25 protein-coding genes are annotated in these 26,170 nt (G+C 63.0%); 5 read left to right on the plus strand and 20 right to left on the minus strand.

The features are described 5' to 3' along the window. The first annotated feature begins 7 nt into the window (after positions 1-7). From A0O30_RS22340 to A0O30_RS22350, 3 genes are all read left to right on the plus strand, one after another. Positions 8-1,648 carry a fatty acid--CoA ligase gene (locus A0O30_RS22340; protein WP_371921634.1) on the plus strand — a complete coding sequence of 547 codons (1,641 nt, stop codon included), beginning with the start codon at positions 8-10 and terminating at the stop codon, positions 1,646-1,648. Between the two features lie 162 nt (positions 1,649-1,810). Then, positions 1,811-2,611: a lipopolysaccharide biosynthesis protein gene (locus A0O30_RS22345; RefSeq protein ID WP_105948058.1), complete on the plus strand. Its 801-nt coding sequence runs from the start codon at positions 1,811-1,813 to the stop codon at positions 2,609-2,611. Between the two features lie 72 nt (positions 2,612-2,683). After that, complete coding sequence (locus A0O30_RS22350; RefSeq protein WP_105948059.1) at positions 2,684-3,184, plus strand: methylated-DNA--[protein]-cysteine S-methyltransferase; 501 nt, start codon at positions 2,684-2,686, stop codon at positions 3,182-3,184. 4 nt (positions 3,185-3,188) lie between these two features. On the opposite strand, the gene A0O30_RS22355 is transcribed toward A0O30_RS22350, so the two are convergent. From A0O30_RS22355 to A0O30_RS22365, 3 genes are all read right to left on the minus strand, one after another. Then, complete coding sequence (locus tag A0O30_RS22355) at positions 3,189-3,431, minus strand: hypothetical protein (RefSeq protein WP_019097539.1); 243 nt, start codon at positions 3,429-3,431, stop codon at positions 3,189-3,191. Further along, positions 3,428-4,171: a carbon-nitrogen hydrolase family protein gene (locus A0O30_RS22360; RefSeq protein ID WP_105948060.1), complete on the minus strand. Its 744-nt coding sequence runs from the start codon at positions 4,169-4,171 to the stop codon at positions 3,428-3,430. Before A0O30_RS22360 ends, A0O30_RS22355 begins: the two co-directional genes overlap by 4 nt. A 75-nt stretch (positions 4,172-4,246) precedes the next feature. Beyond that, complete coding sequence (locus A0O30_RS22365; RefSeq protein ID WP_105948061.1) at positions 4,247-4,762, minus strand: DUF3016 domain-containing protein; 516 nt, start codon at positions 4,760-4,762, stop codon at positions 4,247-4,249. A gap of 75 nt (positions 4,763-4,837) precedes the next feature. On the opposite strand from A0O30_RS22365, the gene A0O30_RS22370 reads away from it, so the two are divergent. Further along, positions 4,838-5,569 (plus strand): metallophosphoesterase, encoded by a 732-nt coding sequence (locus A0O30_RS22370; protein WP_105948062.1) that lies wholly within the window; start codon positions 4,838-4,840, stop codon positions 5,567-5,569. Here A0O30_RS22370 and A0O30_RS22375 read toward each other — a convergent pair. Next, complete coding sequence (locus A0O30_RS22375; RefSeq protein ID WP_105948063.1) at positions 5,517-6,131, minus strand: LysE family translocator; 615 nt, start codon at positions 6,129-6,131, stop codon at positions 5,517-5,519. The two genes, A0O30_RS22370 and A0O30_RS22375, sit on opposite strands and share 53 nt — an antisense overlap. Before the next feature lie 87 nt (positions 6,132-6,218). After that, positions 6,219-7,028, minus strand: coding sequence for an AraC family transcriptional regulator (locus A0O30_RS22380; RefSeq protein ID WP_105948205.1), 810 nt, complete (start codon positions 7,026-7,028; stop codon positions 6,219-6,221). 131 nt (positions 7,029-7,159) lie between these two features. Between A0O30_RS22380 and A0O30_RS22385 the strand changes: the two genes are divergently transcribed. Beyond that, positions 7,160-7,783 (plus strand): LysE family translocator, encoded by a 624-nt coding sequence (locus A0O30_RS22385; protein WP_104834775.1) that lies wholly within the window; start codon positions 7,160-7,162, stop codon positions 7,781-7,783. 15 nt (positions 7,784-7,798) lie between these two features. Here the strand turns inward: A0O30_RS22385 and A0O30_RS22390 are convergent, their stop codons facing one another. The 15 genes from A0O30_RS22390 to A0O30_RS22460 form a co-directional block, all read right to left on the minus strand. Then, positions 7,799-8,557, minus strand: coding sequence for an RHS repeat-associated core domain-containing protein (locus A0O30_RS22390; RefSeq protein WP_105948064.1), 759 nt, complete (start codon positions 8,555-8,557; stop codon positions 7,799-7,801). Positions 8,558-8,625: 68 nt separating this feature from the next. After that, positions 8,626-11,046 (minus strand): autotransporter outer membrane beta-barrel domain-containing protein, encoded by a 2,421-nt coding sequence (locus tag A0O30_RS22395; protein ID WP_105948065.1) that lies wholly within the window; start codon positions 11,044-11,046, stop codon positions 8,626-8,628. A 121-nt stretch (positions 11,047-11,167) separates the two neighbouring features. Then, a complete protein-coding gene (locus A0O30_RS22400) occupies positions 11,168-11,443 on the minus strand; it encodes a peptidylprolyl isomerase (protein WP_016715601.1) in 276 nt (91 codons plus the stop codon). 33 nt (positions 11,444-11,476) lie between these two features. Continuing rightward, positions 11,477-13,435, minus strand: a complete 1,959-nt coding sequence (locus tag A0O30_RS22405) for an acetoacetate--CoA ligase (RefSeq protein ID WP_105948066.1) — start codon at positions 13,433-13,435, stop codon at positions 11,477-11,479. A 171-nt stretch (positions 13,436-13,606) separates the two neighbouring features. Further along, positions 13,607-14,086, minus strand: coding sequence for a serine protease inhibitor ecotin (gene eco / locus A0O30_RS22410; RefSeq protein WP_105948067.1), 480 nt, complete (start codon positions 14,084-14,086; stop codon positions 13,607-13,609). 55 nt (positions 14,087-14,141) lie between these two features. After that, on the minus strand, positions 14,142-14,912 hold the full coding sequence (gene hbdH, locus A0O30_RS22415; protein WP_105948068.1) for a 3-hydroxybutyrate dehydrogenase: 771 nt from the start codon (positions 14,910-14,912) through the stop codon (positions 14,142-14,144). Between the two features lie 10 nt (positions 14,913-14,922). Further along, positions 14,923-16,314 carry a GntP family permease gene (locus tag A0O30_RS22420; RefSeq protein ID WP_105948069.1) on the minus strand — a complete coding sequence of 464 codons (1,392 nt, stop codon included), beginning with the start codon at positions 16,312-16,314 and terminating at the stop codon, positions 14,923-14,925. Between the two features lie 211 nt (positions 16,315-16,525). Then, the gene (locus A0O30_RS22425; RefSeq protein ID WP_105948070.1) at positions 16,526-17,908 is read right to left on the minus strand and encodes a sigma-54-dependent Fis family transcriptional regulator; all 1,383 of its coding nucleotides are present in this window, start codon (positions 17,906-17,908) and stop codon (positions 16,526-16,528) included. A gap of 40 nt (positions 17,909-17,948) precedes the next feature. Next, positions 17,949-18,965 (minus strand): ABC transporter permease, encoded by a 1,017-nt coding sequence (locus A0O30_RS22430; protein WP_016715595.1) that lies wholly within the window; start codon positions 18,963-18,965, stop codon positions 17,949-17,951. Then, complete coding sequence (locus A0O30_RS22435; RefSeq protein WP_105948071.1) at positions 18,965-20,023, minus strand: microcin C ABC transporter permease YejB; 1,059 nt, start codon at positions 20,021-20,023, stop codon at positions 18,965-18,967. Before A0O30_RS22435 ends, A0O30_RS22430 begins: the two co-directional genes overlap by 1 nt. Beyond that, positions 20,020-21,819, minus strand: coding sequence for an extracellular solute-binding protein (locus A0O30_RS22440; RefSeq protein WP_105948206.1), 1,800 nt, complete (start codon positions 21,817-21,819; stop codon positions 20,020-20,022). The genes A0O30_RS22435 and A0O30_RS22440 overlap by 4 nt, the downstream gene beginning before the upstream one ends. 139 nt (positions 21,820-21,958) lie before the next feature. Then, the gene (locus A0O30_RS22445) at positions 21,959-22,240 is read right to left on the minus strand and encodes a peptidylprolyl isomerase (RefSeq protein WP_105948072.1); all 282 of its coding nucleotides are present in this window, start codon (positions 22,238-22,240) and stop codon (positions 21,959-21,961) included. Between the two features lie 79 nt (positions 22,241-22,319). Then, the gene (locus A0O30_RS22450; RefSeq protein WP_105948073.1) at positions 22,320-23,381 is read right to left on the minus strand and encodes a 3-deoxy-7-phosphoheptulonate synthase; all 1,062 of its coding nucleotides are present in this window, start codon (positions 23,379-23,381) and stop codon (positions 22,320-22,322) included. Positions 23,382-23,935: 554 nt separating this feature from the next. After that, positions 23,936-24,487, minus strand: a complete 552-nt coding sequence (locus tag A0O30_RS22455; protein ID WP_105948074.1) for a YbhB/YbcL family Raf kinase inhibitor-like protein — start codon at positions 24,485-24,487, stop codon at positions 23,936-23,938. Positions 24,488-24,562: 75 nt separating this feature from the next. Then, positions 24,563-25,861 (minus strand): MFS transporter, encoded by a 1,299-nt coding sequence (locus tag A0O30_RS22460; RefSeq protein ID WP_105948075.1) that lies wholly within the window; start codon positions 25,859-25,861, stop codon positions 24,563-24,565. Positions 25,862-26,170 lie beyond the last annotated feature (309 nt).

Here is a 26,170-nt window from a genome sequence, read left to right on the forward strand (position 1 = left end):
CGCGAACATGACCTCGACCCGCATCATGCCTGCGGCCGAGCAGGCGTATGCCTACCCGCTGCTGATCAAGCGCCTGCTGCTGTCGGGTGTGCGTTACCAGCCCAACCAGGAAATCGTCTACGCCGACCGGCTGCGCTACACCTACACGACGTTGCTGGCGCGCATTCAGCGGCTGGCCAATGCGCTCACCACTGCCGGGGTCAAACCCGGCGATACTGTGGCCTTGCTCGACTGGGACAGCCATCGGGCACTGGAGTGTTTCTTTGCCGTACCGATGCTGGGGGCGGTGCTGCATACGGTCAATGTGCGGCTGTCCACCGAGCAGGTGCGCTACACCATGAACCATGCCGAGGACCGGTGGGTGCTGGTGCATGACGACTTCCTGCCGCTGATGCAGCAGCTGCAGGCCGACCTGCCCGCAGTCGAAGGCTTCATCCGCCTCAGCGATGGCGCCCCCGCCGCGCAGGTGGTGCCTGTGCTGGGCGAGTATGAAGCCTTGCTGGCGGCTGCCGAGCCCCGGTTCGAATTCCCGGACTTCGACGAGAATTCGCTGGCCACGCTGTTCTATACCAGCGGTACCACCGGCAACCCCAAGGGCGTTTATTTCAGCCACCGGCAACTGGTGCTGCACACCTTGGTCGAACAGGGCACCTTGGCCGCGTGCGGCGACGTACCGCTGCTGCGACCGGGCGATGTGTACATGCCGATCACACCCATGTTCCACGTACATGCCTGGGGCGTGCCCTATGTGGCCACCGCGCTGGGTATCAAGCAGGTCTACCCCGGGCGCTACGAGCCCAATCGTCTGGTGCGCCTTTATCGCGACGAGGGTGTGACCTTCTCCCATTGTGTGCCCACGGTGCTGCAGATGATGCTCGACAGCGAGCAAGGGCGCTGCACCGACCTGACCGGCTGGAAGATGCTGCTGGGCGGGAGCGCGCTGACCTTGGGCCTGGCCCAGCGGGCCAGCGAGCGGGGCATCAGCGTGCATTGTGGCTACGGCATGTCGGAAAGCTGCCCGCTGCTGAGCATCAGCCACCTGAGTGCTGACCTGCTGGCACAACCCATGGCGCAACAACTGCCACTGCGCATCGATGCCGGCGTGCCGATTGCTTTGGTGGACCTGCGTATCGTCGACAGTGAGGGCAGGGCGGTGCCGCACGATGGCGAAAGCCTGGGCGAAGTGGTGGTGCGCGCGCCGTGGCTCACCCAGGGCTACCTGCACGAACCGGAGCAAGGCGCGGCGCTGTGGCTGGGGGGCTGGATGCACACCGGTGACCTGGCCTGCATCGACGCAGCCGGCGTGGTGCGCATCCGTGACCGGATCAAGGATGTCATCAAGACCGGTGGCGAGTGGGTGAGCTCGGTGGCGCTGGAAAACCTCATCAGCCAGCACCCGTCCGTCGCCTCGGTGGCGGTCATCGGTATTCCTGACCCACAGTGGGGGGAACAACCGTTGGCCCTGGTGGTCTGTTGTGACGGTGTGCAACTGGACCAGCCAGCATTGGCCAGGCACCTGCAGCCGTATGTCGACAGTGGGCACCTGAACAAATGGGCGATACCACGGCAGCTACGCTGTGTGGACGAGATCCCCAGGACCAGTGTCGGCAAGATCGACAAGAAGCGCATTCGCCAGGCTGAAATCTAGGTTTGGCTTGCGACTTCCAGGGGCGCAAAGCGCCCCAAATCCCCGCCAGGCAAGGGAACGGCGGTTTGCTCATGTTCAGCCAGGTAAAGTTAGGTAAAAGCGGCCACGGCATATACACGGATCAGTATTGTGGTTTGTACTGTCCGGTCAAAGATGCCAAAGATGAACACACTTCCGTCGCAGCCAGGCGCTGAACGCGGGGCGTTCTCCAGTTTCGAGGCGTGTCGCAACACCCAGCAGGGCCCCGTGGTGATCCTTGCCTCCGGCGCTTCTGCCAGGCATTTTCCGTTGGGCGAGTTCGCACATTTGCCCATCATTGCCATGAACGGCTCGGTCGCCATGACCGCCAAACACGGTATCCATCCCTTCTTCTACGTGTGCACCGACAAAAGCTTCAGCCAGCAGCAGCCGGCCTTGTTTGCCACTGCCTTGCGCGACAGCGAACGCCTGGCACTCTGGCCCGAGCAGTACGAAGGTGCCGATGTGCCGGCGAGTACCGAGTGTTATGCCCTGCACAAAGCCGACACACCGGGCCTGCTGGACGGTTTGCGCGGCCATGGTGACAGTTGCGTGTGCAACCGCGCGCTGTGGAGCAAGCGCAGCCGCTCGATTGCCTTCAGCAAAGACCTGGCCCATGGTTTTTTCGATGCCCGCACAGTGGCCTATGTGGCCTTGCAGCTGGCGTATCACCTGGGCTTTGAAGAAGTGCTGCTGGTAGGGGTGGACCTGGATCAGACCGTGGGGCGCTTCTATGAAAACGGGCAGGGCCAGTGTTCGCCATGCGGGCTGGATCAGCACTGGGACAGCCGCATCCTGCCGTCGCTGACGCTGATGGCGCGGGAGGTGGTGAACGCGCATTTTCACGTCTACAACCTGTCGGCCACCTCACGCATCCCCGCCGAACTGATCCCCAAGGTCAACCTCAACGAAGCGCGGCGGATTGCCGGTTGTGCCATTACCTGAGCAAGAAAGCGGATGCGCACGGGGCTGTGGATGCGTACAGTACGCCCATCGCAAACAGGCAGGTAAACGCTTATGTCCAGCGCATTCACCCTCATGCAGTCGCCCGTCGGCACCTTGACCCTGGTGGCGCGCGGCGAGTGCCTGGCAGCCGTATTGTGGGAAGAAGAGCGGGAAAACCGCGTTCGCCTCGGCGACCTGTACCGTGACGACGAGTGCCCGGTACTGCGGGAAACTGCACGACAGCTGGGTGAGTACTTTGCGGGTAAGCGGCAGCGTTTCGAGCTGGCGCTGGATTTTGCCGGCACCGAGTTCCAGCGCCAGGTATGGGCCGCGTTGTTGGCGATACCCTTCGGTGAAACCCGCAGCTACAGTGACATCGCCCGGCAGATCGGCAACCCCAACGCCGTGCGCGCAGTAGGCGCCGCCAACGGCCGCAACCCGATTTCGATCATTGCACCGTGCCACCGCGTGATCGGTGCATCAGGCAGCCTCACCGGCTTTGCCGGCGGCCTGGCGGCCAAGCAGTACCTGCTGGCGCTGGAGGGCCGGCAAAGCCTGGCACTGGACCTGTAACGCGTCAGCTGAACCAGCTGGCGACCACGCAGGCCAGTATGGCCAACACCGACCCGGCCATCAGGGTGTAATGCCGGTGGGCCCGCCGTGCATGGGGCTTGACCTCGCGCAGGTACTCGCCGGGTGTAGGCGCGTCCGGCCTATGGCGTAAGCCTTCGGCCACATCGGCAAGCTGGCCCTGGATGAGCAGGCCGACCAGGTAGTAGGTGCAGGCGTAGCTCAGCAGCGCCAGTAACAGGTAGATCATGCCGGGCGTAGGTCCAAGGGCAGGGCCACGGCGCTGGTGTTGCCAGTGTCCAGCAGGATCAGCCCTTCACTGTGGTCATCCAGGCTCGCCAGCAAGCGGCCCTGGCTGTCCCACGCCGCCGAGCCGCCGGCGCCGATGAACGTGTCCGCCGGCCCCACACAGTTGGCCATCAGCACCGGCATGCTCAGTTCACGCGCCACTGCCGGGTAATGCAGGTAGCCTTCGCGGATGCCCTTGGCGGTTTTCGCCACACTGACCAGATACAGGTCGGCGCCGTGCTCACGGGCGGCGGCAGCGTGCGCCATGAACATCGACTCGTAGCAGATCGCCGGTGCCACTCGGTGCTCACCGACCTGCAGCAGCAATGCCTGATCGCCCGGGGTGAAGTAAGGCAACTCGTCTTCATGCAGGCGCCGTTTGGCATAGGCCTGGCGCGCAGCCATGGGGCTGAGAATCGGCATGCCGATGCGGATACCTTCGGGTGTCGGCAGTGGCAAGCCAGCCGCAACGGTGATGCCCAAGCGGTCACAGGCGGCTTGCAGCGGGTCCAGCCGTGCGGAGCTGACCGGCAGGGCGGCCTGGCGCGCCAGGGTAGGCTCATAGCCCGTCAGCGAGAGTTCGGGGAAAACCACCAGCTCGGCACCCAGCTCAGCTGCTTGCTCGATACAGGCCAGGTGACGTTGGAGGTTGCCTGGCACATCGCCCTTGAGCGACGCCAGTTGTACGGCACACAGTTTCATCTAAACCCTTCCCTGGTACAGGTTGAAGGGCCGAGCATACTACCGGCACCAACGCCTGTACCAGTGAAGGGTTTTTCAGGTTGCCGGGTGCGCGGCGAAGCGTTGGCGGAACCAGTCGTTGAGCATGGCCTTCTCGGCATACAGGCGGTCGCTGCTGCTGGCGACCCGGCCCGGGCGGCTGAGGTACATCTTGTCGCTGACCCGCTCCTCCACTTGCCGGGCGGGTTTGCCCGGCTGGCTGAGGGTGTAGGTCAGGTCAATCGTCGGCCAGGTGATCTCGCGCATGAAGCGCACATCGTAGGCCTGGCTGTGCCAAGGCTCGAAGCGCCCGGCCAGGTCGATGTCGCGGATGTCGATGACCAGTTGCTGGCCGGGTTGCAGGTAGCGTTGGCCGAGCTTCTGCAAGTACTGGGTGAGGGTTTTCATCACATAGTCATCGGCGCCACGCTCATAACCGTGGCTGTCCAGGCTGGCATCGCGGAATTTTTCCGGGTGGTCGAAACGCACCTCGACCTGCGCGGGCGGGGCACCTTGTGCCATGCTGTCCAGTGACAGCGCCATGAGCACGGCACACACGAGGGCGGTACGCATGATGCACCTCCGGGGTAGAGTGGGAGTGCTTCCATTTTACGCCTGCCATGGCGCCACCAGCAGAGGAAGATTGTAATGGGACGGTTTCGGCGGTTGCTCGCCAACATCCGGGGGCGGGACCTGGCAGTGGGCGATATCCATGGCCACTTCCAGCGGCTGGAGAAGTGCCTGGAAGCGGTTGGGTTCGACCCGGCCGTGGACCGCCTGTTCAGCGTGGGTGACCTGGTCGACCGTGGGCCGCACAGCGAGGCCGCTCTGGAATGGCTTGCGCAGCCATGGTTTCACGCGGTGCAAGGCAACCATGAGGCGCTGGCAATCACCCGCGTGCGAGGGGGGCGGCTTGACCTGGAGATGTACCGTGCAGCGGGTGGAAGCTGGTTCCTCGACCTGCCGCGGGCCGAGCAACTTCGCTATGTGGAGCGCTTCGAGCAGTTGCCGATTGCGATAGAAGTGGAAAGCGCAGATGGCCTGGTAGGCCTGCTGCATGCCGACAGCCCGTTTGCCGATTGGGCAGCCTTGAGGAGTTGGCTGGAGCTGGAACTGGATGACGATCCCAAAGTGCGGGAAGTGTGCCAGTGGTCGCGGCGGCGGCTGAAGGAAGGCAATACCCAGCCGGTGCAAGGCCTGCGCGCCTTGTTGGTGGGGCACACGCCGGTGCTGGAGCCCAAGCTGCTGGGCAATGTCTGGCACCTGGACACCGGCGGTTGGGCCAGCGGCCATTTCAGTTTGATGGACATGCGCACGCTGAAACTGCTCAACCCCGCGCCAGATGCAGCAGTAACGCCAACGCCAATGCCACCAGCATGACGCCCGAGGCTCGCTCCAGCCACGGCAGGCTGCGGGCGAAACGCCGCAGAACCCGCCGGTTACCGATGGCCACGGCAACCAGCAAGTCCCAGAGCAGCACGATGCTGAACATCCACAAGGCGTACGCTGTTTTCCAACTGTCGCTGGCACTGGCTACCATGCTGGCCAGGCTGGCATAGAACAGCGCGTTCTTGGGGTTGAGGATGCCGGACAAGAAACCCATGCCCAAGCCCCGCCACCAACCCGGTACCGCCGACTCGCCCGCGACTGCGCCCAGGCGGGTTTGCCCGGCATGGCGTAAAAACAGCACGCCGATGTACAGCAGGTAGCTGGCCCCCGCCAGTTGCAGGGCGGTGAACAGCAGGCTGCCTTCCTGCAGCACCGACAGGCCGGTGAACGCCATGGCGATGAACGCGCCATTGGCCAGGGCGATGCCCAGGCAGGCACCACTGGCGATGCGCCAACCGCTGTTGATCGAAGTGCGTGCCACCAGGAAGAAGTCCGGCCCAGGTGATAGCAGCGCGAGGAAGTGGGCGAGGGCGATGATCAGGAACTGTTGCATGGGTGGGGCTGCTCTGCGGAAAACCGCAGTCTGCTGCCCGGCCTGTCAGGCGTATTGAACAATATTGCAAGCCCAGGCGGCGGGCCTTCAGCGCCCTCGGTACTGCCCCGGCGTCACCCCCACATGGGCCTTGAACACCCGCTGGAAGTGGCTCTGATCGGCAAACCCGAGCTGGTAGGCCACCTCCGCCAACGCCGCCCCTTCACCCAACAGCTGGCGCCCGCGATTGACCCGGGCATTGAGCAGGTAGGCATGCGGTGTAAACCCGGTAGCCGCACGAAACGCACGGATCAGCTGATAGCGCCCAAGCCCGGCCTGATGGGCCAGTGCTTCCAGGCTCAAGTGCGCCGGGTCCTGGCCTTCGATGCGCACGACCAACCCGCTCAGCGCGCTTGCCTCCAGGGCGGGGGCTGCAGATAGCGGCGGCTGTGCCGAGTAGTCCAGGTCCCCCAGAAAGGCAATCAGCGCTGCATCCTTCTCACCGTTGCTGGCGCAGGAGAACAACAGGCTGTTCAACTCGCAGAATTGCCGATACACCTGTGGTGCCCGGCAGATACGCGCCGGTTCGCCTGCCCCGGCACCGCTCAGCCCCGACTCCAGGCGCAACTGCGTCAGCCAGTCGGCGTCCACATGCAGCATCTGGTAGCTCCAGGCTTGCCCGGGTGCGGGGTTGCAGGCATGTACGCGGTGGGCCGGGACAAACACCAGCGTGCCGGGCGTCAGGCGTTCCTGCCCGTCGGCAGCCCCGGTGAAATGGCTGTGGCCAGCATCCACCGCGCCGATGGAAAACGTGGGGTGGCTGTGGGCCTTGTAGCAAGCCCGGCTATGGCAGGCGCGGCGACTTTCCACATGCGCAAGTGCCGGGTCGCGCCATAGCGCGGTGTGGGGGCGGGGCATCACAAGGTCCTCGGTTTTGCCAGCAGGGTAACAGTTGCCGTTCACCCGTACAGTTTTTAACGCTGGCTGTAACTTGACCGCAAGGCCCGGCACCCGCCGAAATAGACGCCTGTTGCCAAAGGAAAACAAGAATGGACCTTTCTAGCCTGCTGCTTTTCATCCCCGCCTGCTTCGCCCTGAACATGGCGCCCGGGCCAAACAACCTGCTGTCGCTTCATAACGCCAGCCGCTACGGCCTGCGCACCGCCTGCGTGGCGGGTGGCGGGCGTATCCTGGCCTTCAGCGGCATGATTGCCCTGGCGGCCATGGGCCTGGCGGTGGTGCTGCACACCAGCGAATACCTGTTCCTGGCCATCAAGGTGGTGGGCGCGGCCTACCTGTTCTACATCGCCTGGCAGCTGTGGCGCGCACCGGTGGGCGAAGCCGTGGTGGCAAGTGACCACCCAAGTGGCACGTGGCGCCTGGCACGCCAGGAGTTCTGGGTGGCGGCCGGCAACCCCAAGGCCATTCTGATCTTCACCGCCTTCCTGCCACAGTTCGTCTCGGTCGGTAGCGCCACCCCGGTGAGCGAGCAGTTCCTGTGGCTGGGTGTGTTGTTCCTGCTGCTGGAGTGGGCGGCCATTGCCATTTACTCAGGCCTGGGCGCCTACATGCAGCGTTGGTTCAGCCAGCCTGGCCCGCGCCGCCTGTTCAACCGGGTCAGCGCCTCCCTGCTGGGCTGCGCCGGCCTCGGCTTGTTGGCGGCACGCCGCTAGTGGCGAGTAACGCGTTTATCTACCGTAGGAAGGTTGGAAACGCGTTGCTGGAACGGGGTACTGGGGTGTGGTTTTTCGAATCGCTTCTGCTTTTGAGATGCCGATGTCGATTAAATTTGTATAAGGAGCGCTGTCATCAGCAGATCTAAGTTTGAGTAGTTCTCTAGACTTTTTATACTGGCCCATGGCTTGAAACTCTGAAATGGATTCTTTATTTTTATCCCGGACTAAATCACGGTGTCTTCTTGATGTTTGGGAGAATGAAAGTTGGTCCTTTTGAGATAGGTGCTCTATGAGGTTGTTAATCATTTCATTTGGCAGGTTGGCTAATTCGATTGGCCCGGCGGCTGGTTCTTGAGTTATTGAAGAGTTTGCTTCTGGAGGGATATGGGTTCTATTTTTAGATTTGATATATTTGGTCGTTTTCTTCTTGAGCTGCCAAAGCGGAGTTCGCGATTTGCCTGTCGGGTCAACGTAATTTATAGGGTCTCCGGCGCAGTATGCATATGAATTAATCCCACCGAGACCGAAAGGGCTGGAGATATCGGGCCTGCAGAATTTCATGACGCCAGTCATGTAAAGTCGATGCCCGTTGCCTAGAAAGTATCCGCGTGCCAAGGGGTCATAGTGCTCCGCCTTGAAGCCGGTCGCGTTAAGTATTTCATTGGCATTGTGTCCATAGGCTGAAAACACATTGTTGATTGTATGTGAGTGATGTGCAGTTCCAAGCAGCGTCCCTGCTTGGTCTGTGAAGTATAAAAGGCTGGAGCTCATTGGTTATTCCTGGATTAAGTTGTGGGTCTTAGGTGTTGATTCGAATAATCATCAGTCTTATGGCAAGGTCAGTAATTCCAGCGCATGCTCAGGTTGACGCCGCTGGCTTCCTGCTGACGGCTGTCCAGGTTGTCGGTGTACTGCACGCCGCCATGCAGGCTTAACGCTTGGTTGACCTGCGCCACCACGCCGCTCTCCAGTTGTACTGAGGTATAGCGGTAGTCGGTCTTGATCTTGTCGACATCATCGAAGGTCAAGGTATCGCGGCCAGCATCACCGTGCCACAGGTTCACTTGTACGTAGGGCCGCAACAGGCGCCCGCTGCTGCCCGTGAACGCACCTTCCAGGCGTACGCCCAGCCGGCCGGTCAGTTCTACTTGTGCGTCATGGCTGATGCGCGAAACACTGTCGCTTGCGCTGTCGAGCGAGACCTTCTGTGCAATCAGCTGGGCTTGTGGCTCCAGGGTCCAGCGCTCGGACAGGGCGATGGGGTAGCCGGACTCCAGCGAAGCCGTCCAGGCATGGCCGTCGATGTTCAGCTTGTCGCCACGGTCCGAACGGGCGCGGCCATCGAGGTGGGTGTACTGCAACACGGTATCCAGATAAGCACCTTGTGGCCCGACCAGCGTCCAGTAGGTGCCCACGCTGTCGCCATCAAGCCTCAGGTCGCCGACGCTTCGGTTCTCCTCGGCCAAGGCGAAACCCTTGACGTCGGCCTCCAGGCGGCTGTGACTGACGTAGAGGCCAACATGCTGCCGATAACCGTTGTCGCCAACCTTGGCGTACAAGTCCTGCCCAACCTTGAAACCGTACAGATCGCCATCCAGGCTCGGGCTGACCGTGCCGCTCCACTGCTGGCGTAGCGCCCCGCCGTAGGCCTGGCCCCAGCTGGCGGGCAGGGCGCCTTCACCTTTGAGTAGCAGTTGGTCGCCCTGGCGCTGGTGGAATGTGCCCAGTGCCTGGCGGGCGATGATCGCAGCGCCACGTGGAGCTGCGGCATAGACGGGAACTTCCGGGCGATACAGCGGCAGGCTTTCACCTTGCACCGGGGCCGGCAGATCCACCTGACCGGGTGCCGGTGCCGCAACAGGTGGGGTTGCAGCCGGGGCAATGACAGGGCCAGGTTTGGTTGGCTGCGTCGGCTCGCCTGGTTGCGGGACAGGGGCCGGAGCGGGTGGCGCGACCACGGTTGAACGCAGGAACCAGCTGTTTTCGCTGCCAGCGGTTACGCCACCTTTGAACAGGCGATAGTCGTAGGCGCCAACCGACAGCGTCTGTGTCTGCACGAAGGCAGTGGCGGTGCTGGTGGCGCCGTCACGGGCTTCGACGACCTGAATACCATTCTGAGCCGTCGCTGCACCCGCGCCATTGAGGTTGTTGATGAACAATTGGGTAGAACCGCTGATGGCACCACGGCTGACCACCAGGCGGTCGGAGTCGGCACCGTCGCCTGCCAGCACGCTGTTCAGGCGCAAGGTGCCGTTGTTGCCAGTGTAATCGCCCTGGATGGTCAAACGGCCCTTTGCGTCGCTGCCACTGCTCAGGTCGATGGTACCGGCGTTAACCACCGATGCCTTGCTGTCACTCTGGATACTGACGATGCTGCCCTGGCGGCTGATCAGCGAGCTGCTTGCATCAATTTGCAAGGTGCCGGTGCCCGTGGCAGGGATCACGCGTGGTTGGTCGGCGCCCAGATCTCCCAGGGTGAGGGTATCGTCGAGGGTCAGCTGGCTGCCTTGTTTGAGGTTGATGCTTTCCCAGTTGGCGTACAAGGCACCTTTGCCGACCTGACTCTGCTCGAACGAAAGCGTGTCCGTGCCGGTGCCGCCGTCCAGGATAACGGCCGAGTTGCCGAGGTCGAGGGTACGGACAGTAGCCGTGTCATTCCCATTCTCCAGGATGACTCGTTTGCCGATCTGACCGCCAGTCCAGGTGAACACATCATTGTCGTTGCCAGTGCGTATTTCGCCTTTGAGCGTGCCGCCACTGAGGGTGACCTTGTCTACGCCACTACTGGTGCTGATATCACCGCCGATGGTGCCACCGGTCATGGTGATCGTGTCATTGCCAAGCCCACTGACGACATTGCCGACAACGAGGGTTTCAATCCCGAGATTCTGGGAAATATTGAGAATGTTGTCAGCAAGCTTGAGATCTATCCGGCCAATGCTGCCGCCCTGGAAGTCGGCGATGTCACCATCTTCAAACGCGCCCGTAATAGTTCCGCCGGTCATGGTGAACGTGTCCATGTCACCGCCCTGGTTCAGCGAGCCCAACGTACCGCCAGACATGGTGTACGTGTCTTGGCCATTGCCTTGCTGCAATGACAGAACCGTGCCGCCACCGATAGTGAACGTGTCGGCAGCATTCGTCTGCACGAGGGCACCCAGATTGTCACCGGGTGAAACGGTCAGGGATTCAGCGTGAGCCAGCAAAGGCAGGGTAAGCAGGGGGAATGCGGCAGGCAGCAGCAGGCGAGGGCAGCGCATAGGCAGGTCTCCGTGTCCATTGAAGGGTCCACTACCTGAAGCGTCGCTTCGGCCCTGCCTGTGTTGTATGTAATGTAAGGTGACGGGACAACTGGCAGAAATATCAGGTGGCCCGCTGCCATCAATCGCGGTAGAAGGTTTGCACCAGGTGGTAGCCGAACTTGCTCTTGATCGGCCCGTGCACCACGCGCAGCGGCTTTTTGAAGATTACCTGGTCGATGGCGCCGACCATCTGGCCCGGGCGGATTTCGCCCAGGTCGCCACCGCGTTTGCCTGACGGGCAAATGGAGAACTTTTTGGCAAGCACGTCGAAAGCCTCGCCGTTGGCGATGCGCTGCTTGAGCTTTTCGGCTTCGTCAGCGGTCTTGACCAGGATGTGGCGGGCTTGGGCTTTCATGGGGTACCTGTGCTTCGGGGAAAAAGGGCGGCATTATGCCTGCTCGCGCAACTCCACGCGATCTCGAAACTGCTCCAGCGCTTGCGGGTTGGCAAGCGCGTCGGTGTTCTTCACCGGTAACCCATGCACCACATTGCGAACCGCCAACTCCACAAGCTTGCCGCTGATGGTACGTGGTATGTCACTGACCTGGGCAATCACTGCCGGCACATGGCGGGGGGTGGTGAATTGGCGTATCACCTGGCGAATGCGCTGGCGTAGGGTTTCATCGAGCTGCAGGCCGTCTTGCAGGCGTACGAACAGCACCACACGCACATCGCCTTTCCAGTCCTGGCCGATGGCCACGCTTTCCAGCACCTGCTCGACTTTCTCCACCTGCCGGTAGATCTCCGCCGTGCCAATGCGCACGCCGCCCGGGTTGAGCACGGCATCCGAGCGGCCGTGAATCACCAGGCCGCCATGGGTGCGCTGTTCGGCATAGTCGCCTTGGGCCCAAACCCCCGGGTACTGGCTGAAATAGGCGTCGTGATAGCGGCTGCCGTCCGGGTCGTGCCAAAACCCCAACGGCATGCTGGGAAAGTTGCGGGTACACACCAGCTCGCCTTTTTCGTCCTGCACCGGCTGGCCGTGCTCATTCCACACTTCCACCGCCATGCCCAGGCCCTTGCACTGGATTTCGCCACGGCGCACTGGCAGGGTCGGGTTGCCCAGCACGAAGCACGAGACAATGTCGGTACCGCCGGACATGGACGCCAGGCACAGGTCAGCCTTGATCTTGCTGTACACGTAGTCATAGCTGTGGGGTGACAGCGGCGAGCCGGTGGACAGCAGCAACCGCAGGCTGGCCAGGTTGTGGCTGGCTGCAGGCTTAAGGCCCGCCTGCTCCAGCGCTGCCAGGTACTTGGCGCTGGTCCCGAAGGCGTGGATGCCCTCGGCGTCGATCAGGTCCAGCAGCCGTTCGGGGCCGGGGTGGAACGGCGAGCCGTCGTACAGCACCAGCGTGGCGCCTATTGCCAGGCCGCTGGCCAGCCAGTTCCACATCATCCAGCCGCAGGTGGTGTAGTAGAACAACACGTCATCGGCTTTCAGGTCGTTGTGCAGGCCGTGTTCCTTGAGGTGCTGCAGCAACACGCCACCAGCGCGGTGGACGATGCACTTGGGCACGCCGGTGGTGCCGCTGGAGTAGAGGATGCACAGCGGGTGGTCAAACGGCAGCGGGGTGAAACGCGGCTCGCCACCGGGCTGGTAGACGTCATCCCACAGGCTCACCCGGGCCGCGTGGAACTCGTCGGGGCGAGTGCCGCTACGGGTATGAGGTACTACGATCAGCTGCTCCAGGCCCGGCAGCTGCTCGCACACCTGGTTGACCTTGGCCACCTGATCGATGTCTTTTCCAGCGTATTGATAGCCGGCACAGACGATCAGCAGTTTGGGCGTAATCTGGCCGAAACGGTCGATGATGCCATGCACGCCGAACTCGGGCGAAGAGGTCGACCAGATCGCGCCGAGGCTGGTGCAGGCAAGCATGGCCACCAGTGTTTGCCAGGTATTGGGCATCACGGCAGCCACACGGTCGCCTGCGACGATGCCTGCGGCCTTGAACGCCGCTTGCAACCCCGCTACATGGGCGGCCAGCTGGGCGTGGGTGAGCGCCTGGCGGTGGCCATCCTCGCGTATGGAAACGACGGCCGGGCGGTCGTCGCGACGGCGCAGCAGGTGTTCGGCGAAGTTCAGGGTGGCGTTGGCGAACCACTGCGCTTCGGGCATTTGTGGCCCTTCACTCAGCACCTGGCTCGCCGGGGTGTGCCAGCGCACGTGGAAATAGTCGGCAAGGGTCTGCCAGAAGGCGGGCCGCTGTTCGATGCTCCAGCGGTGCAGCGCCTGGTAGTCGGTAAGTTGCAGGTTGTAGCGCAGGTTGACCCGTCGGCGGAAGGCATCCATCCGGCTGGCCTCGACCTGCGCCGTGGAGGGGCGCCAGAGCACATCGTTCATGCGGTTCCTCCCGTTACTGCCAACTGCGGGCTTGTTCTTTGTGGGACAGGTATCCGCTATTCCCTGTGGGAGCGGGCGTGCCCGCGAAGCAGGCTGCGCGGTGGATGGCACGGGCTTCGCCCGTGTTCGCGGGCAAGCCCGCTCCCACAGTGACCGCGCAAGCTTTCAGATTTACTCTACTTTAGCCTTTTGCACGTCCTGCGATGCCGACCACACGCGGTAGCGCACTTCGACATCCTTGGGCACATACACCACCACCGGCAGCTTGCTGTTGTAACGCAGCAGGAAGCCGTCACCGACCACCGGCACGAAGGCCTCGGTCTTCTTGCCATCCGGGCAGGCCATCAGCGTGCTGGCAGGGCCGCTGACCTTGTCCAGGCGGTAGTAGTTGTAGCCCCAGCCTTCCAGGGTGCGTTCTTCCAGGCTGCCGCCCAGGCGTTGGCGATTGCAGTCCACCTGCAGCGTCTTGCCGGCGAGGATTTCCAGTTTATAGGCCGACTCATCAGCCTGTGCCGGCAGGTGAATCACCTGCCGGGTGAAGCCTTTTTCTGCCTCGGGGTAGGGGGCGACGTCCTTCAGGCTGGCTGCCATCACAGGGGCTGCGGCAGCCAGGGTCAGGGCCAGAATCGCGGTCATCGGGGTAGGGCGCATAAGGCCTCCTTGCAAATAATCGAATGCGAGACCACTGCCAGGCCCAGGCCGCCCGTCATTGGGCCAACCAGCCACCATCGACGTTCCAGGCGGCGCCGCGAACCTGGCTTGCGGCCTCGCTGCACAAGAATAGTACCAGCTCACCCAGGTGTTCGGGGGTGACGAACGCCAGCGATGGTTGCTTCTCGGCCAGCAGATCATGCTGTGCCTGCAGCGGATCGCCACCGTTGGCAGCACGGTCGTCGATCTGCTTCTGCACCAGCGGGGTCAGCACCCAGCCTGGGCAGATGGCATTGCAGGTGACATTGCTGGTGGCCGTTTCCAGCCCGACCACCTTGGTCAGGCCGACCACACCATGTTTGGCCGCCACATAGGCTGCCTTGCCAGTCGAACCGACCAGGCCATGTACCGACGCGATGTTGATGATGCGCCCCCAGTTGCGCGCGCGCATGCCCGGCAGCGCCAGCCGCGTGCCATGGAACACGGCCGACAGGTTGAGGGCGATGATCTTGTCCCAGCTTTCCTGCGGGAACTGCTCCACCGGTGCTACATGCTGGATGCCGGCATTGTTGACCAGGATGTCGACACCACCGTATTCGCGTGCGGCCAGGGCGAACAACGCTTCAATCTGGGCCACGTCTGAAAGGTCGGCCGGGTGGTGAACGGCCTTCACCCCGTGCCGGGTGATCTCGGCCAGCGCCGGTGCCGGGTCGCCAAAGCCGTTGAGCACGATATTGGCGCCCGCGCGGGCCAGCACCTGGGCAATCCCTAAGCCGATGCCGCTGGTGGAACCGGTGACGAGTGCAGTCTTGCCTTTGAGGGTCATGCATAGCTCCTTAGACGATGCCGGTGGCGTAGAACGTGGCGATGACCACGAACACCGCCAGGGTCTTGATCAGGGTAATACCGAAAATGTCCTTGTAGGCCTCGCGGTGGGTCAGGCCGGTCACCGCCAGCAAGGTGATCACCGCGCCGTTGTGTGGCAGGGTGTCCATGCCACCGCTGGCCATGGCGGCCACACGGTGCAGTACTTCGAGCGGGATGTTGGCGGCATGGGCGGCGGCGATGAACGTGTCGCCCATGGCCGCCAGGGCGATGCTCATGCCGCCCGAAGCGGAGCCTGTGATGCCGGCCAGCAAGGTCACGGTGATGGCTTCGTTGACCAGCGGGTTGGGGATGCCACGCAGGGCATCGGCCAGCACCAGAAAGCCTGGCAGCGAGGCGATCACTGCACCAAAGCCATATTCGGAAGCGGTGTTCATGGCCGCCAGCAAGGCACCCCCCACCGCGCTTTTGGTGCCCTCGGCCAGGCGCGTGCGGATGGCGCCAAAGGCACACACCAGCACCATCAGGATGCCCACCAGCAATGCTGCCTGCACTGCCCAGATGGCCGTGAGCTTGGCCACGTCGCTTTGCACTGGCGCGCTCATGCCGGGCAGTTGCAGGCTGTGGCTGGGGCCGTACCACTGCGGGATCCAGTGGGTGAACAGCAGGTTCATCACCCCCACCAGCAGCAGTGGTGCCAAGGCCAGCCAGGGGTTGGGCAAGGCGAGGTCGGCAGCGGTTTCCGGCTCGTTGCGCAGGTCGGTGCCATAGCCTTCACCCGCACGCTGGGCTTTGTTGCGTTGGCGCTGCAAGTAGGCCATGCCGGTAAAGAACACGAACAACGTGCCGATCAGGCCCAGCCATGGCGCCGCCCAGGCGGTGGTGTTGAAGAAGGTGCTGGGGATGATGTTCTGGATTTGTGGGGTGCCCGGCAGGGCGTCCATGGTGAACGAGAATGCGCCCAAGGCGATGGTGGCCGGGATCAGGCGCTTGGGGATGTTGCTCTGGCGGAACATTTCGGCGGCGAACGGGTACACCGCGAACACCACCACGAACAGCGAAACACCGCCATAGGTGAGCAGGGCACAGACCAGCACGATGACCAGCATCGCCTGTCGGGTGCCGAGCAGGCGGATGGCGGCGGCAACGATCGACCGGGAGAAGCCGGACAGTTCGATCAGCTTGCCAAACACAGCGCCCAGCAGGAACACCGGGAAGTAGAGTTTGATGAAGCCCACCATTTTCTCCATGAACACCCCGGTGAACGCAGGGGCCACGGCAGAGGGGTCGGTGAGCAGGACGGCGCCGAGGGCGGCGATGGGGGCAAAGAGGATTACGCTGTAACCGCGATAGGCAGCCAGCATCAGCAGGGCCAGAGCGGCGAGGGCGATGAGCACGGTCATCGGGGTGGGTCTCCTGGGTGAGTCTTGTTTTTATCGGTGTGCAGGAGATAGCGGGAATCGTGCCAACATATAAAATATTGATTTATAAGTGTTTTTTGTTTTTTCTGAAATATTTGTCTCTAATTCGAGATTTTTGTTTCCCGTTGCGTCCCGTCGAGGCACAAGGGCAAAGCCCTCGCGATAGTCTCAACATGGAAACTAGAGTCTCTAATCAGAGACCGAGTGCAACCATCTTCTTGTACAGGGTCGACCGTCCTAGCCCCAACGCCTGAGCAGCCTGCGGCACATTGCCCTCGCATTCTGCGAGTGCCTCGCCAATCAGCTTGCGCTCGAATGCCTCGCAGGCCTCCCGGTATGTCTGTCGCAGCGGCCCGGCCGCTACCGGGCTCAACGGCCCCAATGCCGCACGCAAGTCCGCCACCCCCAACCGTGGCTGATCCGCCAGCAATGTCGCGCGCTCCAGCACATTGCGCAGCTCGCGAATGTTCCCCGGCCATGCATGCCGCGCCAGCAGTTGTTGCGCATCAGCCTCCAGTTCGTACTGGCTGCCCAGTTCACCCAGTATGGTCTCGCACAGCGCTGGCAAATCCTCCAGTCGCTCCCGCAGCGGCGGCACGTCGATTGGCAGCACATTCAGCCGGTAATACAGGTCGGCGCGAAACGCCCCACGGGCCATGGCTGCCTGCAGGTCGATGGAGGTGGCGGCAATGATGCGCACGTCGCTGCGCAGCATCTGGTTCGAGCCAACCGGCTCGTATTCCTTTTCCTGCAGCACGCGCAGCAGCTTGCTCTGCAGGGCTAGCGGCATGTCGCCGATCTCGTCGAGGAACAGCGTTCCGCCTTCGGCCAACTGCAGCTTGCCACTGCGGCCCTTGCGGTCGGCGCCGGTAAACGCACCCGGCGCGGTGCCGAAAAATTCGGCTTCGAGCAGCGTTTCAGGGATCGCTGCACTGTTGATGCTGACGAAGGCTTTGTGCGCCCGCGCCGACGCCGCATGGATGGCATGGGCCAGTAGCTCTTTGCCCGTACCGGTTTCGCCCAGCAACAACACCGGCGAATCGCTGCCCGCACCGCGCCGGGCGCGGCGCTTGGCTTCCAGGGTGGCAGCGCTGCTGCCCACAAACTGGGCGAAGCTGTACTTGGCTTGGCGGGCGCGCAGTTGCGAGCGGGTCGAGGCCAGTTCCTGCTGCATGCTGGCGTAGCGTTTTAGCAGTGGCGACAGGCTGCGCAGTTCGTCGAACAGGGCAAAGCCGATGGCACCGATCAGTGCGCCCTGGTCGTCGTGGATCGGCAGGCGCATCACCACCAGGGGCTCGTTCGGGGTGTCGAGCATGTCCAGCAGGATTGGCCGGCCATTGCTCACCACGTCGCGCATCAGGCTGCCCGGGATCACCGCCTCGCACGGCTGGCCGATGGCACTGGCGGCATCGGCCAGGCCAAAGCGCCGGGCGTAGCGTTCGTTCATCCAGACGATACGTGCATTGCGGTCAACGATGACCGTGCCTTCGCTGGACTGCTCGATGATCTCGAACAGCGAGTGAATTGCCAGTTGCCGTACCTGGGGGTAGTTCTTGAGGCTGTCATTGTCGTGCATGGGGCAAATTCCGAATCATGTGAAGGCCGGGCCTGTAAACCTAACCTCTGGGGTCGAATGCTTCGCGCAAGGCGTCCCCGATAAACACCAGCAACGACAAGATCACCGCCAGCGCGAAAAACGCGGTAAAGCCCAGCCATGGCGCCTCCAGGTGTTGCTTGCCCTGGGTCACCAACTCACCCAGCGAAGCACTCCCGGCCGGCATGCCAAACCCGAGGAAATCCAGTGCAGTCAGGGTAGTGATCGCCCCGGTCAGCATGAATGGCACGTAGGTCAGCGTGGCATTCATGGCATTGGGCAAAATATGTCGCAGCATCACCTGGCTGTCCGGCAGGCCCAGCGCCCGGGCTGCCTTTACATACTCCAGGTTTCGCCCACGCAGAAACTCGGCCCGTACCACATCGACCAGCGTCAGCCAGGAAAACAGCGCCATGATCCCCAGCAACCACCAGAAATCCGGTTCGACAAAGCCGCTGAGGATGATCAGCAGGTACAGCACCGGCAAGCCTGACCATACTTCCAGCAGGCGCTGGCCGAGCAGGTCGACCCAACCGCCGTGGTAGCCCTGCAACGCGCCGGCTATCACGCCAATGAGCACGCTGACGACGGTCAGGGCAAAAGCGAACAGCAGCGATACTCGCGTGCCGTACAGTACCCGCGCCAGCACATCGCGCCCTTGATCGTCGGTGCCCAGCCAGTTGCTTGCACTTGGCGGGCTGGGGGTGGGTACTTGCAGGTCGTAGTTGGGGGTGTCGGCGCTGAACGGGATGGGCGCAAACAGCATCCAGCCGCCTTGTTCCGCGATCAGTTGGCGCACATACGCACTGCGGTAATCGGGCTGGAACGGCAACTGGCCACCAAACTGCTGCTCGGTGTAGCGTTTGAGTGCCGGCATGTACAGCTCGCCCTTGTAGCCCAGCAGCAGTGGTTTATCGTTGGCCACCAGCTCTGCGCCCATGCTCAACAGCAACAGGCCGGCGAACAGCCACAGCGAGACCCAGCCCAGGCGGTTGCGGCGAAAGCGTTGCAGGCGACGGCGCGAGACGGGGGAAAGCATCAGTGCGCCCTCGTATCGAAGTCGATGCGAGGGTCGAGCAACGTGTACGACAGGTCCCCGATCAGGCGGATCAACAGGCCCGCCAGGGTGAAGATGAACAGCGTGCCAAACACGACCGGGTAATCCCGCGATACCGCTGCGTCATAGCTCATGCGGCCCAGGCCATCGAGCGAGAAGATCACTTCGATCAGCAAGGAACCGGCGAAGAACACCGTTATCAGTGCCTGCGGCAAGCCCGCTACCACCAGCAGCATGGCATTGCGCAGTACATGGCCATACAGCACCCGGCGTTCACTCAGGCCTTTGGCCCGGGCGGTGACCACGTATTGGCGGGAAATCTCGTCGAGGAAGGCGTTTTTGGTCAGCAACGTGAGGGTCGCGAAACCGCCAATCACCAAGGCGCCGACTGGCAGCACCAGGTGCCAGAAGTAGTCGGCAACCTTGCCCAGCAGGCTGAGTTCGTCGAAGTTGTCCGAAACCAGGCCGCGCACCGGAAACCAGTTGAGCGAGGTACCACCGGCGAACAGCACGATCAGCAGCAGGGCGAACAGGAACGAGGGCAGGGCATAGCCGACCACGATCAGCGCGCTGCTCCAGGCATCGAAGCGGCTGCCGTGGCGCACCGCCTTGCGAATGCCCAGCGGGATCGACACCAGGTAGGTGATCAGCGTGGCCCAGAAACCCAGCGACAGGGTCACCGGTAACTTGTCCAGGATCAGGTCCGTGACCTTGGCGCCGCGGAAGAAACTGTTGCCGAAGTCCAGCCGGGCATACTGGCCCAGCATCAGCCACAGGCGCTCGGGGGCGGACTTGTCGAAACCGTACTGGCGCTTGATCGCCTCGATCAGTTTCGGGTCCAGGCCTCGTGTGGCGCGGGACTCACCGTGCACCACTTCGGCCCGTGCGCCGGGTGCGCCGCCGCCAAGCCCTTGCAGGCGCGCCACGGCCTGTTCTACCGGGCCACCCGGCGCAGCCTGGACGATGGCGAAGTTGACCAGCAGGATCGCCAGCAGGGTCGGGATGATCAACAACAAACGGCGCAGGATGTAGGTGGTCATGGCAAGGCCTTCTGGCGTTCAGCCATTTGCGCGTTGGTCAGCGGGGTGGGGCTGATTTCCCACCAGGTGTCCAGGCCTTCGTCATAGGCCGCCTGGACCTTGGGCAGGCCAAAGCGGTTCCACCAGGCGGTGGAGCTACCTGGCGGGTAGTAGTTGGGGATCCAGTAGTAGTTCCATTGCAGCACCCGGTCCAGGGCGCGGGCGTGCTGCAGCATGTCGGCCTGGGTGTCGGCGCGCACCAGGCCGTCGATCAGGCGGTCCACGGCCGGGTCTTGCAGCACCATCAGGTTGTTCGAGCCGGGGTCGTGGGCGGCTGCCGAACCAAAGTAGTTGTACAGCTCGGCACCCGGCGACAGGGTAACCGGGTAGCCGGTGACGATCATGTCGTAGTCGCGCGCCATCAGCCGGTTGACGTACTGGGCAGCGTCGACATTGCGGATGTTCAGGGTGACGCCGATCTGGGCCAGGTTGCGCTTCCACGGCAGCAGCAGGCGCTCCATGCCCGACTGGCCGTTGAGGAAGGTGAAGGCCAGCGGTGTGCCGTCGCTGTTCACCAGGCGGTCGCCTTCGGGGTGCCAACCGGCTTGTTCAAGCAGGGCCAGGGCCTGCAACTGTTGTTTGCGGATGATTCCGGACCCGTCGGTGACCGGGGCGCTGAACACCGTGGTGAACACTTCTTCCGGTACGTTGCCACGCAACGGCTCAAGCAGCTTCAGCTCGCCGGCATCCGGCAGCTTGCGGGCCGCCAGCGGGGTGTTGGAGAACACGCTTTGTTGGCGGATGTACATATTGCGCATCATCTGCCGGTTGCTCCACTCGTAGTCCCACAACATGCCGAGCGCCTGGCGCACCCGGCGGTCCTTGAACTGCGGCTGGTCGAGGTTGAACACGAAGCCTTGGGCCACTTGCGGCTTGGCCGGGCCTAGGTGGGCGCGTTGCAGGCGACCATCCTCCAGTTGCACGCCGTTGTAGCCCAGGGTGTAAGCGGTGGCGGAGAACTCGCGGTTGTAGTCGTAACCCCCGCCTTTGAGCACCTGCCGGGCCACCTCGGTATCGCCGAAGTACTCGATGCGCAGCTTGTCGAAATTGTAGCGGCCACGGCTGGCGGGCAGGTCGCGCGCCCACCAGGTGGGGTCGCGTTCGAAGGTGATGCTGCGGCCGTTGTCGATGCGCCCGATGCGGTACGGGCCGCTGCCGACTGGCTTGTCAAAGCCGGCACCGTTGGCGAAGTCGCGTTGCTGCCAGTCGTGTTCGGGCAGTACCGGCAGGCTGGCGAGGTCCAGGGCCAGGGTGCGGCCGTGCCCGGGCTTGAAGTCGAAGCGCACGCTGTGCGGGTTCTCCACGGTCACGCCAGTGACGTCGGCGAACTGGGTGCGGTACTTGAGGCTGCCTTTGTTCATCAACAGCTCGAAGGTAAAACGTACGTCTTCGGCGCGCACCGGTTTGCCATCGGCGAAGGTGGCACGCGGGTCGATATTGAAACGTAGCCAGGCATCGTCGGGGCCGCGCTCCATGCTGTGGGCGATCAGGCCATAGACGGTATAGGGTTCATCGAACGAACGCACGGCCAGTGGTGCATACAACAGGCCATCGACTTCACTGACGCCAATGCCTTTGTCGATGTACGGCAGGATGTGGTCGAACTGGCCGATCTCGATGGCCGAGCGGCGCAGGATGCCGCCCTTGGGGGCGTTGGGGTTGACGTAGTCGAAGTGCTGGAAGCTGGCGTTGTAGCGGGGAGCTTCACCGTAGACGGTGAGTGCGTGGGCGGGCGCGGCTTGGGCATTGAAAGCCAGACAAAGCAAGAACAGGCCCCACAAACCCTGTGGGAGCGGGCGTGCCCGCGAATGCGTCGGCCCAGGCAACGAGGTTGTCTGGTCTGGCCTATTCGCGGACAAGCCCGCTCCCACACGGACTTTCATCGGCTGCGAGGACTTAGTCCTGGCGGCTGGTCACTTCCAGCAGGTGGTAGCCGAACTGGGTTTTCACCGGGCCTTGCACGGTGTTGACCGGGGCGCTGAACACCACGGTGTCGAATTCCTTGACCATCTGGCCTGGGCCGAACGAGCCCAGGTCACCGCCCTGGCGGCTGGACGGGCAGGTGGAGTTGGCTTTGGCGATTTCAGCGAAGTCGGCGCCTACTTCGATCTGGGCTTTGAGTTCGTTGCACTTATCTTCGGTGGCGACCAAGATGTGGCGGGCGGTTGCACGGGCCATGGGTACTGCTCCTTGGGGTAAAAAGGCAAGCCTAGCGCACTTGCTTGGGGTATGTCTCGCCAGGCTTGCAAGCTTCGCCTTACAGTTTTTGTGCCGCTTCGCGCAACAGGGTTTCGGTCGAGGCCCAGCCCAGGCAGCCGTCGGTGATCGACACGCCGTATTTCAGTGCGCCCTTGCCCAGCGCCTGACAGCCATCGAACAGGTGCCCCTCGATCATCACGCCGATGATCGAGCGATCGCCGGCCAGGCGCTGCGCCAGCACATCGTTGAACACCGCTGGCTGACGCGCCGGGTCCTTGCCGCTGTTGGCGTGGCTGCAATCGACCATGATGCTTGCGTGCAATCCAACCTTGGCCAGTGCCTGACGGGCCATGGCGATGCTGTTGGCATCGTAGTTCGGCCCCTTGTGGCCACCGCGCAGTACCAGGTGCGTGTCCGGGTTGCCCAGGGTTTCGATGATGGCTGGGTGGCCCTGCGCATCCATGCCGAAGTGGCGGTGCGGGTGGGCGGCGCTGCGCATGGCGTCGCTGGCGATGGCGATGCCGCCGTCGGTGCCGTTCTTGAAGCCGACTGGCAGCTCCAGGCCACTGACCATTTCCCGGTGAATCTGCGATTCGGTGGTGCGTGCGCCAATCGCGGCCCAGGCCAGCAGGTCGTCGAAGTAGCCGGCGGCCATCGGTTGCAGCAGCTCGGTGGCGATCGGCAGGCCGCGTTCGATCATGCTCAGCATCAACCCACGGGACAACGCGATGCCCGAGTGCATGTCGTCACTGCCATCAAGGTGCGGGTCGTAGGCGAGGCCTTTCCAGCCCACGGTAGTGCGCGGTTTTTCGACGTAGGCGCGCATCACCAGCAGCAGCTTGTCGCTGACTTCACGGCTGAGAGCGGCCAGGCGGTCGGCGTATTCCAGGGCTGAGCGAGGGTCGTGGATCGAGCAGGGGCCGACGATCACCAACAGGCGCGGATCGCGGCCTTCGAGGATGTCGCGGATGGCCTGGCGGTGGGCATGGACTTGCTGAGTGAGTTCGCTGGACAGCGGCATTTGCTGCTTGAGCAGGTGCGGGCTGGGCAGGCGCTTGCTGACGGTGGTGTTGGCCGCTTGCGGCTGGGTCAGGGGCAGGGCGAGGCTGGAAGCTTGCATGGCGTTTTTCCCTGGGCGGACGGCGGGTTCTGGCCCGCGTGGTCGGCCCTATCGAGGTGTTCGACAGATCGTTGAATTCGTATTGGCTGCTGCATTGCCACCTGTGGAAGACCGGTCGGAGGCGGCAGGCTGGCCCGAACGGGATTGGCTAAATCGCCAGGCATAGGTGTTTGCGTAGTAATAAGTGGCGTAGTTCATGAATCTGTCCTCAATGTGAATCGGTGTTGTTCAAAGGCCTGAAAAGCAAAACCCCCGGTCGGGGAGCCGACCGGGGGTTTGAGTATTCTCATGTTCGGCGGCCCCTCGAAGGTGGGCGCCGTGTGGGTATCGGCGCCTAGTGGCTAAACCAATACCCAAAGTAATAGCTGGCAGGTGCCACGCAGCCGGCAACGGCCAGCACAGGGCGCAGGGTGCGACCGGTGTGGTTGGCGTGGTTGCGGGTGTGTTTCGGCATGTTGCTCTCCAGTGAATGAGCCCGAGCTTACTTCAGTTTGGCCGGGCCATTCAATGGATAAATGCTATTGGGTTGATCATTTGTTTTTGTACTGTTTGGTTCAATGGCCATAACGCCCGACCAGGCTCTGCGCGCCCAGCGCGTGGCCTTGCAGCAACTGCAAAAGGCCGCTGCGGTCCAGGCCCTCAGGCAAGGTACCCAAGGGCAGGTCGGTGGCGATCAGGGTCAATGCATAGTGATGCGGGTTGTCACCGGCGGGTGGGCAAGGGCCACGATAGCTCAGGGTGCCCCGCGAGTTGCGCCCTACGGTCAGGTACTGCCCGCTGACACCGGCCGTGCCTTCCTTGAGCCCGTCCTGTTCCGGGTCGATGTTGTAGGCCACCCAGTGCACCACACCGATTCCCTTGCCGCCGTCCGGGTCGAACATGATGAGTGCCAGCGACCGGGTACCGGTGGGCAGGTTGTCCCAGCTCAGTTGCGGAGTGCGCTCTTCACCGGCGCCGCAGGCCGGGTCCGGGCCGACCTGCTGCAGGGCGATCACGCCGCCATCGGTAAATGATGAGGAACTGATCGACAGTGCGCCTTGATTGCTGCTGTTGGCCAGGGCCGTGCAGGGCAGCAGGGCGGCGAGCAGCCAGAGTTTGAGGTTCATGGCGAATCCTTGGCGGGCTTTGCGGCGCAGTGTAGCCCAGGCCAAACAAATGGGGCCGCAAAGCGGCCCCTGGGATCAATGAGATTCTGAACGCTGTGCTGGCGCCGGGTTTTCTACCGGCTCCAGCGGCGGATGCTCCTGCGCGGCGTGCATCAGGTCTTCGGTCACGCGCAGTTCGGCGCCGGTTGGCGAGAACGTGGTCGAAGCCGTAAACGGCGCCGGGTGCTCCGCCGCCGGGCGTTTGCCACGGCGCCACATGAAGAAGCACACCATGCCCAGGTTGACCACGGCAAAGGCCCAGAACAGGCCAGCCTCGCCAAATTCGGTCATCATCGGCGACATGGCGACCGGCGCCATGGCAGAGCCCAGTGAGTTGATCAGCAGCAGGCCCTGAATCATCGGTACCAGCGCATCGGACGGTGCCCGGTCGGCGGCATGGCTGACCGCCACCGGGTACAGCGTGAACACGCCGCCCCCCAGCAGGAACAGCATGGCTGGCAGCAGGAACGAGTCCGACGGCAGGAACACCGTGACCAGTGACAGCACCACACACAGCGCGGCCAGGGCAATCAGCACATCCTGGCGGTCCTTGCGGTCGGACCAGCGCCCGACCGGGTATTGCAGCAGCATGGCGCCGAGGATCACCCAAGCCATCATGTTACCGACCTCGCCCACCTCCAGGCCGATGCGTTGCAGGTACAGCGGCAGCAGGGAATAGATCCCGGCAATGGCCACGCCCGAACCGAAGCAGCCCACCAGGCCCGACGGTGCCACACCCAGCAGCTGGCGGGGTTTGAGCGGTTCGACCTGGTCCAGCAGGGGCGATACCCGCGGCAAGATCACGATGGGCAGCACCGACAGTGAAGCCAGCACGCCAGCCAGCATGAAGGGGGCGGTGTCACCCAGCTGGGTGATTTCGCCAAGGCCGGCCTGGGCGATTACCCCGGCGCCGTAGAAGGCGATCATGTACAGCGCAAGCAGGCGGCCGCGGATCTTGGCGTCGCCGGCCAGCAGCAGCCAGCTTTCGATCACCAGGAACACGCCGACCGCTGCCCAGCCGTTGATCAGGCGCAGCACAGACCACCAGGTGACGTCGTAGAACAACCCTTGCAGCAGGATGGTCGCGGCGATCAGCGAAGCGAAGCTGGTGTAGGCGCGGATATGGCCGATGCGCAAGATCAGCCGGTCGTTGAAGATTGCACCCAGGGTCAGGCCGATGAAGTAGGTCGACGAGACAATACCGATGGTGGTGGCTGATTCACCGGCAGCGCCCAGGCGCAGGGTGGTCAGGGAAGACATGAAGCCGTTGCCCAGGGCAATGATGAACAACCCGAGCAGGGGCGCCAGCGCCATGGCCAGCAAACGCGGAGACATACGTACCTCTAGTTGGATGAGCGGAATGAGCGCCTTCTCGGACGCGCACACCGGCCCGACCCGGCAAGGGGCGAGTGGCTACACGGATGCGACCTGGGCAAGACTCAACCGCTGGGCCCTTTGGGAAATGGGCCGTGCGGGGAGGGTTGAGCCTATTTCACATGTGCGTTCATGTGTTCAGGCACGGACTCTGTCATTGCTGCCGGTTGCCACCGTTCAAGGCGACGGGCGAAAAGGAGGCGCGATTCTACGGGCTTGCGCAGTTTTGCCCAAGGGGCATTGGTATGCGACGAGACGCCGCAGTCTGTG

Origin of the sequence: Pseudomonas sp. LLC-1 (assembly GCF_002992185.1) — a bacterium.
In the GTDB taxonomy this organism is placed as follows: Bacteria; Pseudomonadota; Gammaproteobacteria; order Pseudomonadales; family Pseudomonadaceae; genus Aquipseudomonas; species Aquipseudomonas monteilii.

Coding starts and splice junctions, on each gene's coding strand:
- A0O30_RS22430 (WP_016715595.1), bottom strand. CDS start 18,965: ATGCTTTCCCCCGTCTCGCGCCGTCGCCTGCAACGCTTTCGCCGCAAC.
- A0O30_RS22395 (WP_105948065.1), bottom strand. CDS start 11,046: ATGCGCTGCCCTCGCCTGCTGCTGCCTGCCGCATTCCCCCTGCTTACC.
- A0O30_RS22445 (WP_105948072.1), bottom strand. CDS start 22,240: ATGGCCCGTGCAACCGCCCGCCACATCTTGGTCGCCACCGAAGATAAG.
- A0O30_RS22350 (WP_105948059.1), top strand. CDS start 2,684: ATGTCCAGCGCATTCACCCTCATGCAGTCGCCCGTCGGCACCTTGACC.
- A0O30_RS22460 (WP_105948075.1), bottom strand. CDS start 25,861: ATGTCTCCGCGTTTGCTGGCCATGGCGCTGGCGCCCCTGCTCGGGTTG.
- A0O30_RS22385 (WP_104834775.1), top strand. CDS start 7,160: ATGGACCTTTCTAGCCTGCTGCTTTTCATCCCCGCCTGCTTCGCCCTG.
- A0O30_RS22380 (WP_105948205.1), bottom strand. CDS start 7,028: ATGCCCCGCCCCCACACCGCGCTATGGCGCGACCCGGCACTTGCGCAT.
- A0O30_RS22400 (WP_016715601.1), bottom strand. CDS start 11,443: ATGAAAGCCCAAGCCCGCCACATCCTGGTCAAGACCGCTGACGAAGCC.
- A0O30_RS22390 (WP_105948064.1), bottom strand. CDS start 8,557: ATGAGCTCCAGCCTTTTATACTTCACAGACCAAGCAGGGACGCTGCTT.
- A0O30_RS22355 (WP_019097539.1), bottom strand. CDS start 3,431: ATGATCTACCTGTTACTGGCGCTGCTGAGCTACGCCTGCACCTACTAC.
- eco (WP_105948067.1), bottom strand. CDS start 14,086: ATGCGCCCTACCCCGATGACCGCGATTCTGGCCCTGACCCTGGCTGCC.
- A0O30_RS22455 (WP_105948074.1), bottom strand. CDS start 24,487: ATGAACCTCAAACTCTGGCTGCTCGCCGCCCTGCTGCCCTGCACGGCC.
- A0O30_RS22340 (WP_371921634.1), top strand. CDS start 8: ATGACCTCGACCCGCATCATGCCTGCGGCCGAGCAGGCGTATGCCTAC.
- A0O30_RS22435 (WP_105948071.1), bottom strand. CDS start 20,023: ATGACCACCTACATCCTGCGCCGTTTGTTGTTGATCATCCCGACCCTG.
- A0O30_RS22370 (WP_105948062.1), top strand. CDS start 4,838: ATGGGACGGTTTCGGCGGTTGCTCGCCAACATCCGGGGGCGGGACCTG.
- A0O30_RS22360 (WP_105948060.1), bottom strand. CDS start 4,171: ATGAAACTGTGTGCCGTACAACTGGCGTCGCTCAAGGGCGATGTGCCA.
- A0O30_RS22365 (WP_105948061.1), bottom strand. CDS start 4,762: ATGCGTACCGCCCTCGTGTGTGCCGTGCTCATGGCGCTGTCACTGGAC.
- A0O30_RS22405 (WP_105948066.1), bottom strand. CDS start 13,435: ATGAACGATGTGCTCTGGCGCCCCTCCACGGCGCAGGTCGAGGCCAGC.
- A0O30_RS22425 (WP_105948070.1), bottom strand. CDS start 17,908: ATGCACGACAATGACAGCCTCAAGAACTACCCCCAGGTACGGCAACTG.
- hbdH (WP_105948068.1), bottom strand. CDS start 14,912: ATGACCCTCAAAGGCAAGACTGCACTCGTCACCGGTTCCACCAGCGGC.
- A0O30_RS22420 (WP_105948069.1), bottom strand. CDS start 16,314: ATGACCGTGCTCATCGCCCTCGCCGCTCTGGCCCTGCTGATGCTGGCT.
- A0O30_RS22345 (WP_105948058.1), top strand. CDS start 1,811: ATGAACACACTTCCGTCGCAGCCAGGCGCTGAACGCGGGGCGTTCTCC.
- A0O30_RS22450 (WP_105948073.1), bottom strand. CDS start 23,381: ATGCAAGCTTCCAGCCTCGCCCTGCCCCTGACCCAGCCGCAAGCGGCC.
- A0O30_RS22375 (WP_105948063.1), bottom strand. CDS start 6,131: ATGCAACAGTTCCTGATCATCGCCCTCGCCCACTTCCTCGCGCTGCTA.